Origin of the sequence: Pontibaca salina (assembly GCF_016307205.1) — a bacterium.
In the GTDB taxonomy this organism is placed as follows: Bacteria; Pseudomonadota; Alphaproteobacteria; order Rhodobacterales; family Rhodobacteraceae; genus Pontibaca; species Pontibaca salina.
In genome coordinates this window covers 125,477-141,945 of record NZ_JAEIJD010000006.1, presented here as the reverse complement: position 1 = coordinate 141,945, position 16,469 = coordinate 125,477, and the positions used below count along the sequence as shown (strand labels likewise).

13 protein-coding genes, 1 tRNA gene and 6 pseudogenes are annotated in these 16,469 nt (G+C 57.8%); 7 read left to right on the top strand and 13 right to left on the bottom strand.

The annotated features are described in order from the left end of the window. Positions 1-11: 11 nt before the first annotated feature. From JAO82_RS09285 to JAO82_RS09255, 7 genes are all read right to left on the bottom strand, one after another. Positions 12-725 carry an ABC transporter ATP-binding protein gene (locus JAO82_RS09285; RefSeq protein WP_198686097.1) on the bottom strand — a complete coding sequence of 238 codons (714 nt, stop codon included), beginning with the start codon at positions 723-725 and terminating at the stop codon, positions 12-14. After that, positions 715-1,437 carry an ABC transporter ATP-binding protein gene (locus tag JAO82_RS09280; RefSeq protein ID WP_198686096.1) on the bottom strand — a complete coding sequence of 241 codons (723 nt, stop codon included), beginning with the start codon at positions 1,435-1,437 and terminating at the stop codon, positions 715-717. The genes JAO82_RS09285 and JAO82_RS09280 overlap by 11 nt, the downstream gene beginning before the upstream one ends. Then, positions 1,434-2,519, bottom strand: coding sequence for an ABC transporter permease subunit (locus JAO82_RS09275; protein WP_198686095.1), 1,086 nt, complete (start codon positions 2,517-2,519; stop codon positions 1,434-1,436). The genes JAO82_RS09280 and JAO82_RS09275 overlap by 4 nt, the downstream gene beginning before the upstream one ends. Then, positions 2,516-3,388 (bottom strand): ABC transporter permease subunit, encoded by an 873-nt coding sequence (locus JAO82_RS09270; RefSeq protein WP_198686094.1) that lies wholly within the window; start codon positions 3,386-3,388, stop codon positions 2,516-2,518. The genes JAO82_RS09275 and JAO82_RS09270 overlap by 4 nt, the downstream gene beginning before the upstream one ends. A 73-nt stretch (positions 3,389-3,461) precedes the next feature. After that, positions 3,462-4,709: an urea ABC transporter substrate-binding protein gene (locus JAO82_RS09265; protein ID WP_332872511.1), complete on the bottom strand. Its 1,248-nt coding sequence runs from the start codon at positions 4,707-4,709 to the stop codon at positions 3,462-3,464. Between the two features lies 1 nt (position 4,710). Next, positions 4,711-5,367, bottom strand: a complete 657-nt coding sequence (locus JAO82_RS09260) for an ANTAR domain-containing response regulator (protein ID WP_198686093.1) — start codon at positions 5,365-5,367, stop codon at positions 4,711-4,713. Further along, the gene (locus tag JAO82_RS09255; protein WP_198686092.1) at positions 5,364-6,518 is read right to left on the bottom strand and encodes a transporter substrate-binding domain-containing protein; all 1,155 of its coding nucleotides are present in this window, start codon (positions 6,516-6,518) and stop codon (positions 5,364-5,366) included. Before JAO82_RS09255 ends, JAO82_RS09260 begins: the two co-directional genes overlap by 4 nt. Positions 6,519-6,987: 469 nt before the next feature. On the opposite strand from JAO82_RS09255, the pseudogene JAO82_RS09250 reads away from it, so the two are divergent. Then, a pseudogene (locus JAO82_RS09250) lies at positions 6,988-7,643 on the top strand (transposase); the annotation flags it as partial. Beyond that, positions 7,631-7,777 (top strand): annotated as a pseudogene (locus tag JAO82_RS14290) (IS3 family transposase); the annotation flags it as partial. The pseudogenes JAO82_RS09250 and JAO82_RS14290, both read left to right, overlap by 13 nt. A gap of 101 nt (positions 7,778-7,878) precedes the next feature. Here the strand turns inward: JAO82_RS14290 and JAO82_RS14285 are convergent. Then, a pseudogene (locus tag JAO82_RS14285) lies at positions 7,879-7,998 on the bottom strand (integrase); the annotation flags it as partial. 327 nt (positions 7,999-8,325) lie between these two features. Then, positions 8,326-9,282: a haloacid dehalogenase type II gene (locus JAO82_RS09245; RefSeq protein ID WP_232897316.1), complete on the bottom strand. Its 957-nt coding sequence runs from the start codon at positions 9,280-9,282 to the stop codon at positions 8,326-8,328. Between JAO82_RS09245 and JAO82_RS14465 the strand changes: the two genes are divergently transcribed. Beyond that, complete coding sequence (locus tag JAO82_RS14465) at positions 9,265-9,330, top strand: hypothetical protein (RefSeq protein ID WP_408635527.1); 66 nt, start codon at positions 9,265-9,267, stop codon at positions 9,328-9,330. The two genes, JAO82_RS09245 and JAO82_RS14465, sit on opposite strands and share 18 nt — an antisense overlap. A gap of 120 nt (positions 9,331-9,450) precedes the next feature. Here the strand turns inward: JAO82_RS14465 and JAO82_RS09235 are convergent. Beyond that, positions 9,451-9,672 (bottom strand): annotated as a pseudogene (locus tag JAO82_RS09235) (ISL3 family transposase); the annotation flags it as partial. Positions 9,673-9,702: 30 nt separating this feature from the next. Between JAO82_RS09235 and JAO82_RS09230 the strand changes: the two are divergent. The 3 genes and pseudogenes from JAO82_RS09230 to JAO82_RS09220 form a co-directional block, all read left to right on the top strand. Further along, positions 9,703-9,798, top strand: a pseudogene (locus JAO82_RS09230) (IS5/IS1182 family transposase); the annotation flags it as partial. Between the two features lie 265 nt (positions 9,799-10,063). Beyond that, on the top strand, positions 10,064-11,137 hold the full coding sequence (locus tag JAO82_RS09225; protein WP_198686089.1) for a linear amide C-N hydrolase: 1,074 nt from the start codon (positions 10,064-10,066) through the stop codon (positions 11,135-11,137). 354 nt (positions 11,138-11,491) lie between these two features. Next, positions 11,492-11,936 (top strand): annotated as a pseudogene (locus JAO82_RS09220) (IS5/IS1182 family transposase); the annotation flags it as partial. A 489-nt stretch (positions 11,937-12,425) separates the two neighbouring features. On the opposite strand, the gene JAO82_RS09215 reads toward JAO82_RS09220, so the two are convergent. From JAO82_RS09215 to JAO82_RS09205, 3 genes are all read right to left on the bottom strand, one after another. Further along, positions 12,426-12,515, bottom strand: a tRNA-Ser gene (locus tag JAO82_RS09215). Between the two features lie 622 nt (positions 12,516-13,137). After that, entirely contained in the window at positions 13,138-13,395 is a 258-nt protein-coding gene (locus JAO82_RS09210; protein WP_198686088.1) for a transposase, read from the bottom strand. Positions 13,396-13,513: 118 nt separating this feature from the next. Continuing rightward, positions 13,514-14,779 (bottom strand): DUF3422 family protein, encoded by a 1,266-nt coding sequence (locus JAO82_RS09205; RefSeq protein ID WP_232897326.1) that lies wholly within the window; start codon positions 14,777-14,779, stop codon positions 13,514-13,516. Between the two features lie 193 nt (positions 14,780-14,972). On the opposite strand from JAO82_RS09205, the gene chrA reads away from it, so the two are divergent. Next, the gene (gene chrA, locus JAO82_RS09200; RefSeq protein ID WP_198686086.1) at positions 14,973-16,340 is read left to right on the top strand and encodes a chromate efflux transporter; all 1,368 of its coding nucleotides are present in this window, start codon (positions 14,973-14,975) and stop codon (positions 16,338-16,340) included. Positions 16,341-16,469: the final 129 nt, after the last annotated feature.

Below are 16,469 nucleotides of genomic sequence, written 5' to 3'. Positions count from 1 at the left end.
CAGGCGTTCGATCAGATGGTCAAATGTTTGCGGACCTCACTAGCTGAGCGGATTTCATCCGCGTCCATGTCGGCCACGATGCAGCCCTTTTCCATCGCGTGTCCCCGGTCGGCCAGCGACACGATCAATTCTAGGTTCTGCTCGACGAGCAGCACGGCAACGCCGGTTTCGCGGTTCAGCGTGCGCACATTTCGCGCGATATCCTTGATGATTGATGGTTGAATGCCCTCGGACGGCTCATCCAGCAACATCAGGCGCGGATTGCCGATCATCGCGCGAGCAATGGCCAGCTGTTGCTGCTGCCCTCCGGACAGGGTGCCGGCGCGCTGGCGCGCGCGCTCTTTCAGGATGGGGAAAAAGCGATAGATCATCTCATAATCCGGCGCGCCCCGTGTTTTTCCGGCGCCCTCGCCCACCAACAGGTTCTCGCGGATCGTCAGTTCGGGAAACACTTCGCGGCCCTGTGGGATATAGCCGATTCCGGATCGGGCACGCATATCCGCGCCCTCGGAGGTGATGTCTCGCCCGGCGAACCGGATGGTGCCGGCCGAGGGGCGCAACAGGCCAGTAAGCGTGCGCATCAGGGTAGTTTTACCCACGCCATTGCGGCCCACAACGGCGACGATTTCGCCCGGTTTTATGGTCAGATTCACGCCTTGCAACACGGATTCACCGCCGTAGCCACCAACCAGTTCCGAGATTTCAAGCAGCGGATCATCCATCATCGACCGTCCCCAAATAGATTTCCTGCACGCCCATGTGATCGACGATTTCGGCGATGGTGCCTTCGGCGAAAATGGACCCAAAATGCAGCACCGTCACCCGTTTCGAGATCTGCTCGACAAAGGCCATGTCGTGTTCGACGGCCAGAATGGTGATGCCGCGATTGTTCAGTTCATTCAGCATATCCCCCGTCTTGCGCGTTTCATCCGGCGACATGCCTGCCGTTGGTTCGTCCAGCAGCAAGAGTTTAGGTTCGACCCCGACCGCCATGGCAATTTCCAGCCATTGCTGTTGCCCGTGCGAGAGGACTCCGGCGGGCGTCGCGACGACATGCGACAGTTCAGTAAACTCCAGCATCTCGTGGATCGTCTGTTCCAGCTGGGAACCGGACAGATGACTTTGAAACGCAACCTCCAGATTCTGGCGCACCGACAGGGCTTTGAAAATGCCCGGCACCTGAAACTTGACCGAGATCCCTCGCCGGATACGCTGAAACGAGCGCAGGTGCGTTATATCATCTCCATCAAAGGTTATCGTGCCTGCATCAGGCGCGTGTTCCCCCAAAAGTAAGCGGAAAAAACTGGATTTACCCGCGCCGTTCGGGCCGATCAGACAATGCATCGCCCCGGCCGACAGCGAAAAGTCGATCTTATCGGCCACGACTACGCCGCCGAATGCCTTGCACAGCCCGCTGACCTGCAACAATTTCGTCATCGCTGCGCCCTCCGAAACAGGCGCGCAACAAGGTTCATGCCCGCAACAACCAATCCCTGCGGCGCAACCAGCACCGTGAACAGCAATAGTGCGCCCATGACGACGAGGGCATATTGACTGCCATAGATGGTCAGCGCCTGAAAACCGTAAAGCACGGCCAGAGTGCCGATCAGCGTCGCTGTGATATCGCGCCTTCCCCCTACAGCCACCCACACAATCGGCAGCGCAGCCGCGGTTAGGCCCATGCTGGACGGTGTGATATACTGGCCCCAGGCAGTATAAAGCGCGCCGGATAGGGCGGCAAAACCGCCGCCGATGGCAAACGCGAGCATCTGATAGAGACGCACATCATAGCCCAGCATCCCCACCCGGTGCGGGTTCTCGCGGATTGCGACCAACACATTCCCAAACGGTGAATTCAGCAGGATCCGCAGGCCAAGATAGCACAGCACCAGCAGGCCCAGCAGTACATAATACAGTATCGGCCCCGGAAAAAGCACCAGATCGCCCCCTGGCCACGGCACGGTCAAAGGCGATATGCCGGACATGCCATTGAACCCGTTCAAACGGGCCTCGCCAATGCGCCATTGCGGACCGGCGGTCTGGGACATGAAGGTTTCCATAACCAGTGTGACCGACAGGGTGACAATGCCGATGAACACGCCCTGAATGCGCCCGTAGAACATAAAATAACCGATCACTACGGCGAACAGTGCGCCCAAGGCGACCGACAGTAGCAATGCAACTATGGTCAGCCCGTAGGCGGCTCCGAAATTCAGCGTCAATACACCATAGGTATATCCCGCCAATCCGAAAAACGCGGTCTGCCCGAAGCTAAGCGCGCCTGCGTACCCCCATACCAAGCCCAGCCCCATGGCCATGAAGGTCCAGATCATAAAATAGGCTGTATTCCCTACGGTCCACGCATCCGCCATGAGCGGATAGACGACCGCAATCATTACGGCGACGGCGGCCGCCCCCCAAAACAACGGGCCGCGCCCCATGGTCTGCGGACCCTCAAGGCGCCTGAGAAATGCGAGGCGCGGCTGGGATGAACCTGTGCCGTTGGAGGTCTCGGTCATCGTGTGGTCCCCTTCAGCCAACCCGACAGGCCACCGGGCAGAACCCGGATCACCAGAATGACGGTCACCAGCAGGCCGATCTGCCCGAACAATTGACCATACCAGGCCGTCAGCCCGGTCTTGATAAACGCTAGGATCGCGACGGCGGGAGCGGCCCCCACAAAGATGTCTGCGCCACCAACAACAACGGTTACGAAGCTTTCAACGATAAAGGTCGCGCCCATCGTCGGCACCATCGTCATCGTCGGCGCATATAGCCCCCCGGCAAGCCCGGCCAACGCCGCGCCCAACCCGAATGTCAGACCATACATGCGTCCGGTGTTCACACCCAACGCATGGGCCATCTGCGGCTTCTGAATGGTCGCCCGCGCAATCACGCCAAAGCGAGTATGATAGAACAGCAGGTAAAGCCCACCAAGAAGACCAACAGCCGCGCCCATCAGCACGAAACGATAGATCGAATAAAACCGCCCGCCGATATCGACACTGCCCAACGGCGTGCCGACGCCCTGCATCGTCGATCCCAGAAAGATCAGCACACCCTGCGTCGCAATCAGGCTGATGCCCCATGTCGCGATAATCGAATCCAATGGGCGGTGATACAAATGCCGGATCACCAACCGCTCGACGATCACGCCGACGAATCCAGCGGCCAGCGCGCCTGCCAGTACCGCCATCGGCAACGGCACACCCACGCGCGCCAAGCTGGCGGTGACATAAGCGCCGCACATGATGAATTCGCCATGCGCCAGATTGATGACGCCCATCATGCCAAAAATTACGGCCAGCCCGGCGCAGGCGATCACCAGAAACGCGAAGGTATCACCGAATTGATACAACATGCCAAATAGGCTCTGAAACAGGGCCATCAATAATACTCCCAGATCGTCAAGGGAAAATACCGGGCGGGGTCAGCCGCCCGGCGGTCTGTCGCTTAGGCGGTTATTGCGCCGGTGGAGGCGACGATGGCGTATATTGCGCGCTTGGGTCGCTCTTGGTCAGGTCGCAACCCGCTTCGCCCAGCCAGTAGGGTTTGATATCCTCCCAGACCTTGGGGAACGTGATCGAATGATCATCGCCTACTTTGGCCAGATAAATCGTGTGCGACATGTGCTGGCTTTGTGGATCCAGACAGGTGTTGCCTGACGGCCCCTCAAAGCACACGTCGCCCTCAGCGATCACGGCCCGGATCGCATCGTGATCTGTGCTGCCTGCGCGTTCCACCATCTGCTTGTAGAGATACATGGCGATATAGGAGTTTGCCGCCTCTTGGTTGATGTAGGTTTCATCGGGGAACATCCCGTGGAACTTTTCGACGAACGCCTTGGAGGCAGGCGTGTCGATTTCCTCGATATAGTTGGTGGTGACATACATGTTGGCCAGACTGGGCGGGTTGAACCGCTTGTGCTCATACCCCTGTCCAACGTTGACGGACGATGCCATCGGCAGGCCCACATTGGCCGCCGCCGCCTGTTCGTAATAGGACGCCTGCGCCGCGCCCACGATCAGGGTTACTACGAAATCAGCATCGGCGGCCTGAATGTTCTGGATGGTCTGGCCAAACTGCGACACCCCTAGCGGGATGAACTCTTCACCGACCATATTGCCGCCGTTTTCCTCGACGATCTGACGCACCCATTCGGCTGAAATCTGACCAAAGTTGTAGTCCGCTGCGATGGTATAAACGTTCGGCCCGTATTCTTCCATCATCCACGGGATAAGGGTCGAAAACTGCTGTTCGGGCACCGCGCCGGTGACGATCATGTTGCTGTCGCACACCCCGCCTTCATACTGGTTGTTGTAAAACGCCAGCCCGTCGAACTGATTGACGATGGGTCGATACGCCTCGCGCGAGGCGGACGAGAAGCCGGCAAAGACGGCATCCACCTTGTCGGATTGCAACACCCGGCGCATGAATTCCTGAAAACGACGGTTGTCGGATTGCGTATCGTAAACCACCAGCTCGACGGGGCGCCCATCGATGCCGCCCGCATCGTTGATTTCCTTGGCTGCAAGCTGGATGGCATGGACCTTGACCATGGTTGCGGCGGCAAAATCGCCCGATTGATCCTCCAAAACGCCGATCTTGATCGGGCCGTCCTGGGCAAAGGCAGGACATGCGAGGGCAAGCGCCATCGCAGCACCGGCCATTAAACCTTTGGCGAATAAACTACTATGTCTGTCGGTCACTTCATTTCTCCTCTGTTGGTTGATCGTCGGTGTCGTTCAATGCGCCGATTTGCTCGGTCTTTTGTGATGAACCTCGGTCGCTGCGGACAACCTTGCCTAGAACTTGGCGGGCCATGGTCTCTAGCGGGATCCGCAGGCGCATCGCCTCGTGACGCAGCCAACCATAGGCGGTGTGTTCGTCGACGTTGCGCGATTTCATCAGGGCCAGCACGGCCTCAATGACACAGCGCCGTCCGGCAAGGCGGCGACGCATGGATTGCATTTCCTTTTCCTGCGCCATTCGCGCCGCATGCTCGTTGACCGCTAGCAGGATAGCGGTGAACACGCCGGAACTGCGCACCGGCTTAGGGATATGGCTGGCGGCGCGGAACCGGACGACACGGGCAAGGTGGCTGGGCGCTTCGCTGCCGACTAGGGCGATCATGGGGACATTCGGCAGCTGCGCATTGCACAATGCACTATGCGCACCATCGTCGGCATCGAAAAATACCAGATCGAAACGCGCGGCAATGTCCCTGCAATCGGGGAGGTCACCGGTCACGGTCACGATCAGGCCCAGCTTGCCCAACGTGCGTTCCAGCGTGTCGCGGCCCGTGCTGGTGTGCATTAGCAGCAAAGCCCGCAAGCCGCGAAAATTCTTGATGATTGTCCGGCTCATCGAATCACGCGCAGGTCCGGCCCGCGTGCTCCGCCCATATCGCTCACCCATGTCAAATAGGGATCTGGGCGGATCGCCACGGGGCTGTCCATCACGATATCAAAGGTGCCATCAGCGCGCGATCTGCCAATCCGTGGGCACATCCAGCAATGCAGGTTTTCAGGGTCAACCGTGATCTTTCCCTGCGGCGCGTCATACTGAAGGCCTCGCGCGGCGTCGCGTACGGCCTCGAAACGCACGCTGCCCGCACGGGCAGCGGCTCGCGCCAGAAGATGCACGGCTACATAGGCCGTTTCTGCATCCGCTGACGCATGCCCCAAATGTCCAAACCGCGCCGCCCAGCGACGCCTGAACCGATCATTTTCGGGTGTGTCGATGGTTGAGAAATAAACCGAGGATGACAGATGCCCCGCCGCCGATGCCCCAATCAGCGGCAATTCGGTTTCCGACAGGCTGCAACTGGCGGTGGGCATTTCACGCGCCTGATCAATGCCCGCAGCGTCACAGGCGGCGCGCAACATTTTCAAAAATGTAATGCCGGACCTGCCGATCAGCGTGGTGAAAACGTAATCCGGCCGATCCGCGACGATCTGATGCACCAGATCCTCAAGATCCGTATCGCCCATGGCAAAATACCGCTCGCCCAGAATGCTGCCACCGGAAGCGCACAAGGCCTCACGCAGGATCCGATTGTTTTCCCACGCCCAGACATAGTTGGACCCCGCCAGCCAGCCGCGCAAACCGAAATGCGATAGGAGATAGCCCGTCAGCGGAACGATGTGCTGGTTCGGTGCCGCGCCGCTGTAAACGATGTTTTCCGAGGTTTCGAACCCCTCGTAATGCGACGGATACCATAGCAGCGCATCGGCCTTCTCGAACAGGGGCAGCACCTCTTTTCGACTGGACGAGGTATAGCAGCCGACAACATGTTCCAGACGGTGATCCTGCAACAAAGTGCGCGCGCCGTCGACATACCCCGCCAACTGCCCCCCAGGATCGACCGCCACCGGTTTTATAAAAACCCCAGCCCCCGGATCTTGGTTGATTTCGTCGATGGCCAGAACGGTGCCAGCATACATGGCGTTGCTTACCGCGTCATAGGATCCACTGCGCGACAGCAGCACTCCAGCCGTAAGTTCCAGTCTTGCCATGACCCATCCCCAGAACACGCAAGGCCCCTGCCGATGCGTCACGCATCGCAGAGGCATCGTTGCCACACCGCCGTTTAGCGGCCTGTATTTCAGTAAAACGACGGCGGCTTCTTCATTGAACCCATGGCTGTCACATAAACGTTACCCCCCAACCAAGCGATTCGGCAAGCCGTCTAATTATGGCAGTCTGAAATGTGGTAAGACCGCTATTTAGTTAATTCGGGGTGCTGTCAGACGGATGCGATCCTGTCTCTGCCAGGACAATTAGGCACCCTTTACGATATCTTACCAAATTCACGCCGGTCGGCGAGAACAGTCGTGCGCTAAGTCTTAAAAAAATGTCATGTGGATAGAGGCGTGAATGGCGACAGTTTTCTCTAAAATATACAGCAGCTGAAATCCTGGAAACTCTCACTCGGAGCTTTAAAAAGGTGCTGAAATTGTCTCTTCTGGAACTCGATTTGAGAACATGACTCCTCCGCGTCGGGAGCGTGGTGGGGGCAAGACGCGCGGGACAGATGAAACGAGCGGTTTGCTGTTCAGCTACGTCGATCTTGAGGAGCGCATTCTCGCCAGACATCCGCTGCGCAAGTTCCGACAACTGGTCAACGACGCTCTTGCCGGCCTCGTCGGCGAGTTCGCTCCGCTCTATGCTAATTTCGACCGCCCTTCGATTGCCCCCGAGCGCCCGATCCGGGCCAGCCTGATCCAGATCCTGTTTTCCGCTCGACCGAGTGCCAGTTGATGGACCAGATGCAATACAACCCGATGTTTCGCTGGTTCGTCGGTCTTGGCATCGACGGTGAGGAGGAAAAGAAAACAGCGTGGGGCGTTGTTTTCCCGACGAACGTTTGGGTCGCAACCGTGTTCTCCAAGAACCGGGATCGCAAGCGATTTCGGAGTAATCTGCCGAAAGGGGGCGATCCTGGCGCTCCGCGAGGTGGCACCACTTTTATCTATTGCCCGGCAGGGTATTGCGCAGCAATGTCCCGAATGAGGGATGAGCAATTTTCGGTTGATGGCACATTGATCAAAGCTTGGGCGTCGATATAAAGCTTCCAGCCGAAGGCGAAGGACATGCCCCCCGACGATCCGGGGCCGGATGATCCGCCAAGCTCTGCAGCACCATGCGTGCCGCAGATGTGACCGACACTATCGGGCTCGCCCTGGCGGAATCGGGTTGCGACCAGGCGGTCGTGCGCCTCAAGCCGCGGTTGCTCAACGACAACGGGCCCTGCCACATCTCTGGCGATCTGGCCGCTTGCAACACCATAAACAAGCCACATAATCATTCACACCAACGAGCCAGAGCCTCCAAGGTTTAAGCCGCTCTGAAATCCCATTTTATATGATGACGGACAAGTTTAGAGTAGATGGCCATGTTGAACAGGGAAAGCTCTCGATGGCTCTCAGCCAGCTCAAGCCTTACGCGGATCGCCCAGACATGTTTGGGCTTCAGCGGTCGCTTCTGACCGACGATGCGCCCTTTGCTTCAAGCGGGGCGAAGTGCGCGAATGGCGGGTAAGTATGCTGTTCGCATGACAGCTTCTCCAATCCACCCTGCCCTCCCACACTGTCAAACCGACGCTGACACTGCACCATATCAAGTCATGAAACGCTGCGCCGCATCCGAGGTCGGTTAAGAGCCTTTCCTCGGCTTTGGAAGCCCGCACAGAACCTGACGCGAACAGTGGTTCCAGATATTGATGTGCCAGATTGCAGTGCTCGCGGCGATCTCCGGCTACTCCTGTCTGCTTCCGCGGGTGGATTGAATTCGAAAAGGATAGCAAGCATGGGAGATCCAGTACTACTTGTGTTCACGTCTGCTTAGGGCCAGTTCTTTCGCGAAATCGGCAACATCCGCCAATGATGTGCCAATCCGATGCGGTGTGACGCCCAATCGCTCCAAGGGATGGCTATAGCGGTTGAGCCAGATCGTGGTGTAGCCAAACCATGTGGCCCCGCAAATGTCCCAGCAATTAGAAGAGACAAACAGAACCTCTGAGACATCTAAGCCAAAGCTATCCGGCCCCATTTGATAAGCCTCCGGTGCGGTCTTAAAACGACGCACGCTGTCGACACTAAGGACATGATCGAAATATTCCGCCAACCCAGAGGCCTCCAACGCTGAATCCAACATCGCGGGCGTACCGTTTGATAGGATCGCCAACTGGAGACCAGCCGCTTTCAGTTGCGCCAAGACACCAGCGTTTTCCTCAAAAGCCGTCAGTTGGGCGTATTGATCCATTAGTGCGGCGCGTTGGGGCGTGTTCAGATTCAGTTCGTGAAATTCAGCGGCAAAATCCAATGCATCGCCAGTAACCTGCCAAAAATCAGCGTAGTGGTCGCACATCGTTCGCAGGCGGGTGTACTCAATCTGTTTGTCACGCCAAGTAGACGCGATGGCAGCCCCTTTTCCGGGGAAGAATCTCTCTGCCAATGCTCCAACGGAATAGACGTCAAACAAAGTGCCATAGGCGTCAAAGGCAATCGCCTTGATGGGCTGGTTCATGGGAATCTCCTTAAGGCAGTGTTGCCAGACAGATAAATCGTTACGTATCATAAAAAAGACAAACATATTGAAGAAATCATCGAGGAGTTTGATGAATTGGGTGCTTGATCTAATGTTACTACGCAGTTTTCTGGTCATTCCGGAAACCGGCAACTTCTCTGAAGCCGTAGGGCGTTTGAATATGGCGCACCAACAATTAGTATGCAGATGAAGCGTCTTGAGGATCAGCTTGGTTTGGTCCTTTTCGCTCAATTTGGGCGAGGCAAGGAGCTTACCAAGCGGGGGCGACCATACTCATAGACGGCCCATAACGGCCAAGAGGGGAACGGTCCGACCTCCGCCACTGCCCGTCATAATGACGTGCCGGGCAGTGGCTCCAATCTCGCACAGGAACCACCTCATTCATAAGACAAGAGGATGAAGCGCCTGCGGCAAGGCGCGCGCGACGGCGCCGCGATAACCGCCGTTGCGGTCACGGGCCACGACCTCAATCCCGGGGCGGTCACGCAGCCAGGCCTCGACCGTGGCTGGTTCCCGGTCCGGCAGCAGGTCGACAACCCGGCGTCGCTCCAGATCGCAGATCAACGTGCCGTATCTCTGTCCCTTGCGCCAGGCCCAGTCGTCGATACCGATGACGCGGAGTTCGCCGTTCGCGGGCTCTGTCGTGTTTCGAACTTCGACCGCCAGGTTGCAGAAATGCAAGTCCGTATCGCCGTGCTGAACGGCTATACCGCACTTGGCATACCTGTCACGATAGCCGTCGGATGAGTCCGTCCGGGAAAGGGGAGCCTTGGCCATCACCCGATTTGTGCAACAGAGCCGGACCCAGATAAAACGACTACTTGGTCAGCAACCGAGACATCGGTCAGGACCGCGACGAACGGCAGCGCGGTCGAAAATCTCGCGCAGCTTGCGCCGCCCGTGGGGGGCTTCGTTGCTATCTGCATTGACCTACGAATATTATATTATAACTTATCTGATCGACCCGTCAGTTCTCAGTCGGAATCCAGAACTCCCTCATTAGGAAAGCATCATGAAAACCCGCCCCCGAACCTACCGAAGAGTCTTGCAGACAGCTGCCTGCGCCCTGATGGCGGTGACGCTCGCACCATTGCAGCACGCTAAGGCATGCACACGTCTTGTCTATGAAACCGGCGCTGGCAACTTCATAACCGCGCGCGGGATGGACTGGAACGACCCAACCGCGCGCACCGCAATCTGGGTGTACCCCAGAGGTATGGAGCAGAATGGCGGCGCCGGCGATAATCCGATCACGTGGACATCCAAATACGGATCGGTCTTCGCATCCTTCTACGATGCAGCAAATGCAGATGGCATGAACGAGGCTGGACTGGTCGCCAATGTTCTGTACCTCGCCGAATCTGATTTTGGCGACGCGGCCGAAACTGGGAAGCCGACCTTGTCGGTCGGAGCGTGGAATCAATACTTTCTCGACAACTTCGCCACCGTGGCCGAGGCAGTTGTGGCTATGGAGGACGACCCCTTCACTGTCGTGGCACCGACCCTGCCCAACGGCCAGGCAGCGGCCGTGCATCTTTCGATTTCCGATGCGGGTGGCGATTCTGCGATTTTCGAGTACATCGACGGTGCCCTCAAGATCCATCACAGTCGGGACCACAAAGTGATGACAAATTCACCAGTCTTCGATGAACAATTGGGTCTTGTGAACTATTGGAGAACAATTGGCGGCAATCGATTTCTTCCCGGCACCATCAATGCTGCAGACCGCTTCGTGCGCACGGATTATCTGTTGAGCAGCACGCCGAAATATGAAGACGACGATCTGGCGACCGCTGCGGCCTTCTCGTTGATCCGTGCGATTGGGGTGCCGGTAGGCATGAAAGACCCCGATCATCCGAACATTTCCATGACGCTGTGGCGGACCGTGGCTGATCAAGAAAACAAGACGTGGTACTTCGAGTCTGTGATTGACCCATCCGTCCTTTGGGTGGACCTGGATGGCATTGACTTCTCTGAGGGGTCCGGAACAAGAACCATTCCGCTGGGGCGCGACACGAGGCTCGCCGGAGAGGTTTCGGCAGAGTTTGAACCGGCGGAACCGATTGCCTGGATGTCGGGGAATTAACCGCCAGGGCTGAACGTGCGTTTGGGTCGGTGCGCGCTTAACGTTCGCGTGCCGACCCGCTCTTTTCATCCGTCCAAGGCCCGTTCGACATTGCGCCAGACTATGGGCGCGAAGTCTCTTTGCCATCAGGAAATTCCGGAAGGTGGTGGCCCAGCGAGTGGAGTAGGAGGCCGCACGCGGAGCTATGCTTGGGGCTACGCGTGCGGCTTGGCTGGTGGCCATCGCGCCTCTTTGCAGTCGACTCCGAACAACCATTGAGGCGTTGATTCTATGTGTTTTTGCGGGGTCTTGGTGCTCTTGATTCGCAGGGTTTGGTAGGCTGGCCGCAGAAACCCTGAAATTTGTGGTGCCGCGATGAGAGCCAAATCCCGAGAGACTGAGCAGGACGATCTTTTGCGGCCACGGCTGACCGACTTGATCGATATACGCCACGAATTGGTGTGGCTCGAGGCGCTGACACGTTGGCGCACGCGGATCGGCGAGGAAGGCGATGAATGGCTTCTGACCAAGACGATTGAAGCGGGTCGTACCAGCGGTGTCATCGATCACCGAAGCTCTGAAAAGGTGATCGTAGATACCACGGTGATGGAGAAAGACATCGCCTATCCGACTGACACCCGGCCCTATGAGCGTGCCCGGCAACGGCTCGTCACGCTGGCCCAAGAACTGGGGATCGGCCTGCGTCAGAGCTACGCGGCTTGGACCGCGGCTGACGGCTCAGGTGGGGCGCTACGCCCATGCCCGCCGATTCAAGCGCATGCGCAAGGGCTTACGCACTCTGAAGGGCTACACGGGTCGGCCCATTGCGCGCCGAGCGCGACATCCTTGTTGAGGATATGGCGTCGTTTCTCGGCGTCAGTGTCGATGAAGTGCCTGGCATGATCAGCCGGCAGCGCCAAAGAGGACGTTTTTGATCAGTCGCACGGCGGCCATAGGGTCATGCGCGTAGCCGCACTGGCGGCCAAAGGGATGTAGAAAATCTCCGATTTAGCCCGCCTACTCGCCAGCGGCCCGACCGCGTGCATCGGGCGACCGGCTCCTCTTTCACCACATTTACAACTTTTCGGTTGAAACTGCCTGAGGCTATCGCTGGAAGATCCAGTCAAATCCGGGAAGCCGACGTTTGCTGGCTAAGCGGGCAATCAAGAGCAGTCCCCGGCTTGCCCAAGATCATCACAGCACTGTCGTGCTCCAGCACCGTCCAAAGCAATCCGGTTCATGCAGGGGGATATATAGGGGGATAGGCTTTTCGGCTTTTGTTTAAAAACAACAACCTAGCAGGCAATTATGGCGGAGCGAGAGGGATTCGAACCCTCGAGACGGTTCCCCGCCTACACACTTTCCAGGCGTGCGCCTTCGACCACTCGGCCACCGCTCCATAGCCGTGGTATGTGAACGATCAGTTCAGGTATTGCAAGACGGGAAACAGGAACTGTCGTAGTTTTGTACATTTCCTTTGAGCGCTATCAATGAGTTTGGCTAAAATGAACGGCTCGAAATTCATGCATCCTTGCAAAGGGCCTGGATCAACGCAGCCTTTAAGGGGCGAAGACGGACAGAATATCGGAATCATCAAACGACGCGGCAGACAAGCTGGTCAAGAGCATCCGTCGCAAGATACGCAAATAGCATTCGGTCGAAATGATAGTCAGATCGAACTGGCGGCTCTGCAGAGCAAGTTTACATGCACTGGAGGGGTGAAAGGGTCAGCGTGAGCCTTTATTATACTTCTTCGAAAGAATTCCAGAGGCGGGCAAGCAGCGCCTGGCCAGAGATACTGCCTGTTCGACGAAGATTCCCTTGAACGTCAGAGTCTCGGCGTCTTCACCACGCGGCCGCCAAAGTCGGCTGGCGCGTGCCAGCAACAGCCACGCGCATAGTCGCCGGGCGCTAAGATCGGGGTGGGTTCTGCTCACCGCGCTTTGCCTCCAGCCCTGTGGGTAAGGCTAGAGGCTATTAACAAATATCGTGTTCCACCCCACCTGGCCAATCTCCCCCTCTTACCCAAGCCAACATATGTAGCCGGGCACCGGGACATGCAGCTTCTCCCGATCTTTCTGCGGGATTGCCGGTGCCACCTCGGCCTTCCGGCTTAACGCCGACACCATGCTCTCAATCGCCACCTCCGTCCAGCCATCGATAGTCGCTGGATGGATACCGTATTTCCTGGCCTGTTCGGGCATCGTCAATTCTGCCTGGATGGCCTCAAGCGCAACATTAGCCTTGAACTGAGCCGAATTGCGTGTCCGCGTCGCCATAGGGGTCTTCCGTCGTCAGCCGCCAGAGCTTGGCAACTGGTCCGAAATCCTGCGTCCACTTCTGCTCCCGTGGAAAGACTGCCCGATCAAGCCATGGCAACCATCACCTATGACTGTTTTATTTCGAATGTTTGTCCCATCTGGCCCGCATGCGGTGGAGTGAAATCCAAACCGCTCCTAAAACGAACGGAACCGAGATCGCGATGAGCATTGCGTGCGGCAAATATGGCGGCATAACAGGATCTACCGCCCTCAGGACATAAGAGAGCAGACCGACAGCATAATAGGTAATAGCGACTGCGGACAGGCCCTCAACGGTTTGCGCAATCAAGACCTGTTGCCGGTTGCGCGCATCGAGAGATTTCAACAATTGTTGATTGTCCCGGTTCAGTCCCAGATCGATCCGTGTACGCAAAAGCGATAAGGCTTGCGATAGATCATTGATCAGCACTTTTTGCCTTTCCGCGACGCTTTCGATGGTGGCCATGCTCGGGTCCAGTCGGGAACGGACGAAGCCGGTGATTGTTTGCAAGCTGCCTAGTTCCATCTCTTCCAGCGAGGTCAACCGGTGCTGAACCAGATTGTAATAGGCGAGACTGGCTGCAAAGCGGTACCGTGTCGAAGCGCGCTCTGCATTGCTGCTTTGCAGTAAGCGCGAGAGCGCTTCAAAAAGCCTCTCATCATCGTCCGAACCCTCAGCGCCCATGGATCTGACGATGTTGATCAGCCGACTCTCGTTTTGCGCAAGCCGGTCACCAGTCCGTCTCGCCAGTGGCAAACCCAGCAAGCATAATGTCCGGTAAGTCTCCATTTCAATGAGGCGCTGGACCCGCCGACCGGTTGCTTCTGGGGTGCCACCGGGAGAATGGACGTGATAAGTGATAAAACCCGCCCGGTCCGGAATAAGCGTAGAGCGGACTGCCATCCCGCCGCGCATCGTGCCGCCGTAATACCGTCTGTCGGATGGTGAAGACGGATCTTCGTTCCAAGAGGACCCCTCCATCACCACTTTGGTAAGGGTGATGATCTCAACCTCGTTGACAGCCGCTATTTCCGCAAGAAGGCCGGTCCAGCTTGCATCGTCACCCGTTTGCGGAAACAGGAGTGTGATCGAGGTAAATTCGGTGTGCTGTTCCACTTTCGAGCGAAACACCGCACATTGCTTCATCCAGTGCCGCGCGTTTATCGTTTCTGGGTCGATTTTAAGGATTTCGAACAATCGCAGTTGCGCGGCCTCCCCGCACTTGAGGCCAAGGTGCAAAACCAGATCCTGCGGGCCGACCGGGATCGATGGGCGCGCATGCGGTTCCGTCACGACCGTCTCGCGATCGTCGTGAAAAGACCAGTTGGGCGCGGGTTCTTCAATTGGGCGCTGCGGTTCCATCACGATGACCATTCCTATCTTTCGTTATTGAACGAGGTGGACTCCCCCGATACGACTTAATGCTGGCGGTTCAAAGGCAGCTTTGCACCTCAGTTGGAAACTGGGATACAGCGCCAGTTCGACTTCTGTCACTGGGTACGGGATACCGGCGAGGAATCCGCACCTGGCCCACCAATAAGCCAAAGGCAGACTGATGCAGCAACATGAATATCCAACCCTGGCTGCGGCCACCCGCATCTGGGCCCGCATCGGCCTGCTCAGCTTTGGCGGGCCCGCCGGACAGATTGCACTCATGCATCGCATCCTCGTCGAGGAACAACGCTGGCTTGGGGAAAAGCGATTCCTCCATGCGCTTAACTATTGCATGCTGCTGCCGGGGCCAGAAGCAATGCAACTCGCGGTTTATATCGGCTGGTTGATGCATCGCACGCTTGGCGGCATCATTGCCGGCGTCCTGTTTGTTCTTCCCGGCGTCGTGGCGATCATGGCGCTCAGTTGGATCTATGCGCTCTATGGCAATGTGGGGCCGGTTGAGGCGCTGTTTTTCGGGCTCAAGGCTGCGGTGCTGGCCATCGTCGTGCAGGCGGTCATCCGCATCGGTGCGCGCGCTCTGACAAATGGGGCGATGGTCGCCATCGCCGCCGCATCATTCGTGGCGATCTTCGGTTTCGCCGTGCCCTTTCCGCTGATCATACTGGGGGCGGGCCTGATCGGGTTTTTCGGTGCGCGTGCAGGCCTGCCTGCGTTTCAGTCCGGCGGCGGCCACGGCAAACTGGGCGCGAAGATGGTCGATGACGCCGATACGCTTCTGGGTGAAGAGTCGCCGGAGCACACGCAGGTCAACCGTGGCTGGGCGTTTCGCATCTCGGCGGTGTTCCTCGTGCTCTGGCTGGCGCCGGTCTCCATGCTCTTTGCAGGCTTGGGTCCGGCCAATGTCTTTGCCCAGATCGCAGGCTTCTTCAGCGTAATGGCCGTGGTGACGTTCGGGGGTGCCTATGCGGTGCTCGCCTATGTCGCGCAGGAGGCGGTGCAGAACTACGGCTGGCTTGCTCCGGGCGAGATGTTGGACGGGCTTGGCATGGCCGAAACCACGCCGGGACCGCTCATCATGGTGACGCAGTTCGTCGGATTCATGGGCGCTTTCCGCGAAGCAGGCAGCTTGCCCCCTTTGCTTGCAGCAATGCTGGGCGGGCTTCTGACAACATGGGTGACCTTCACGCCCTGTTTCCTGTGGATTTTCCTCGGTGCTCCCTTCATCGAGCGGCTGCGGGGCAACGCGTTGCTGACCGCCGCCCTGACCGCGATTACCGCAGCCGTAGTCGGCGTCATCCTGAACCTTGCCGTCTGGTTCGGCCTGCACGTGATTTTCGACGAGATGCGCCCCCTCACGGCCTTTGGTCTGAAACTTGATGTGCCGGTCTGGGCTACGGTGAATCTGGCGGCTGCGGCAATGGTATTGGCTGCACTTGTAGCGGTGCTTCGCTTCGGGCTGGGTCCAGTCACGGTCCTTGTTGGCTCGGCGTTACTCGGCATGGCGCTTTCGCTGATCGGCCTCAGCTGAAGCACCTAAGGCTATCGCCCGGAACTGGAATGTAAAGTTAACCGACAAGGGTGGCGCGGCTTTCAGCGGCACGATGAGAACAGATACGAAGCACCCAACAGCCCGGAACGGACCTGAGTCCGCCCGGCA

Bases quoted from the DNA above. Each gene is read 5' to 3' on its own strand.
- JAO82_RS09285 (WP_198686097.1), bottom strand. From the start codon at position 725: ATGATGGATGATCCGCTGCTTGAAATCTCGGAACTGGTTGGTGGCTAC.
- JAO82_RS09280 (WP_198686096.1), bottom strand. From the start codon at position 1,437: ATGACGAAATTGTTGCAGGTCAGCGGGCTGTGCAAGGCATTCGGCGGC.
- JAO82_RS09275 (WP_198686095.1), bottom strand. From the start codon at position 2,519: ATGACCGAGACCTCCAACGGCACAGGTTCATCCCAGCCGCGCCTCGCA.
- JAO82_RS09270 (WP_198686094.1), bottom strand. From the start codon at position 3,388: ATGGCCCTGTTTCAGAGCCTATTTGGCATGTTGTATCAATTCGGTGAT.
- JAO82_RS09260 (WP_198686093.1), bottom strand. From the start codon at position 5,367: ATGAGCCGGACAATCATCAAGAATTTTCGCGGCTTGCGGGCTTTGCTG.
- JAO82_RS09255 (WP_198686092.1), bottom strand. From the start codon at position 6,518: ATGGCAAGACTGGAACTTACGGCTGGAGTGCTGCTGTCGCGCAGTGGA.
- JAO82_RS09225 (WP_198686089.1), top strand. From the start codon at position 10,064: ATGAAAACCCGCCCCCGAACCTACCGAAGAGTCTTGCAGACAGCTGCC.
- JAO82_RS09210 (WP_198686088.1), bottom strand. From the start codon at position 13,395: ATGGCGACGCGGACACGCAATTCGGCTCAGTTCAAGGCTAATGTTGCG.
- JAO82_RS09205 (WP_232897326.1), bottom strand. From the start codon at position 14,779: ATGGAACCGCAGCGCCCAATTGAAGAACCCGCGCCCAACTGGTCTTTT.
- chrA (WP_198686086.1), top strand. From the start codon at position 14,973: ATGCAGCAACATGAATATCCAACCCTGGCTGCGGCCACCCGCATCTGG.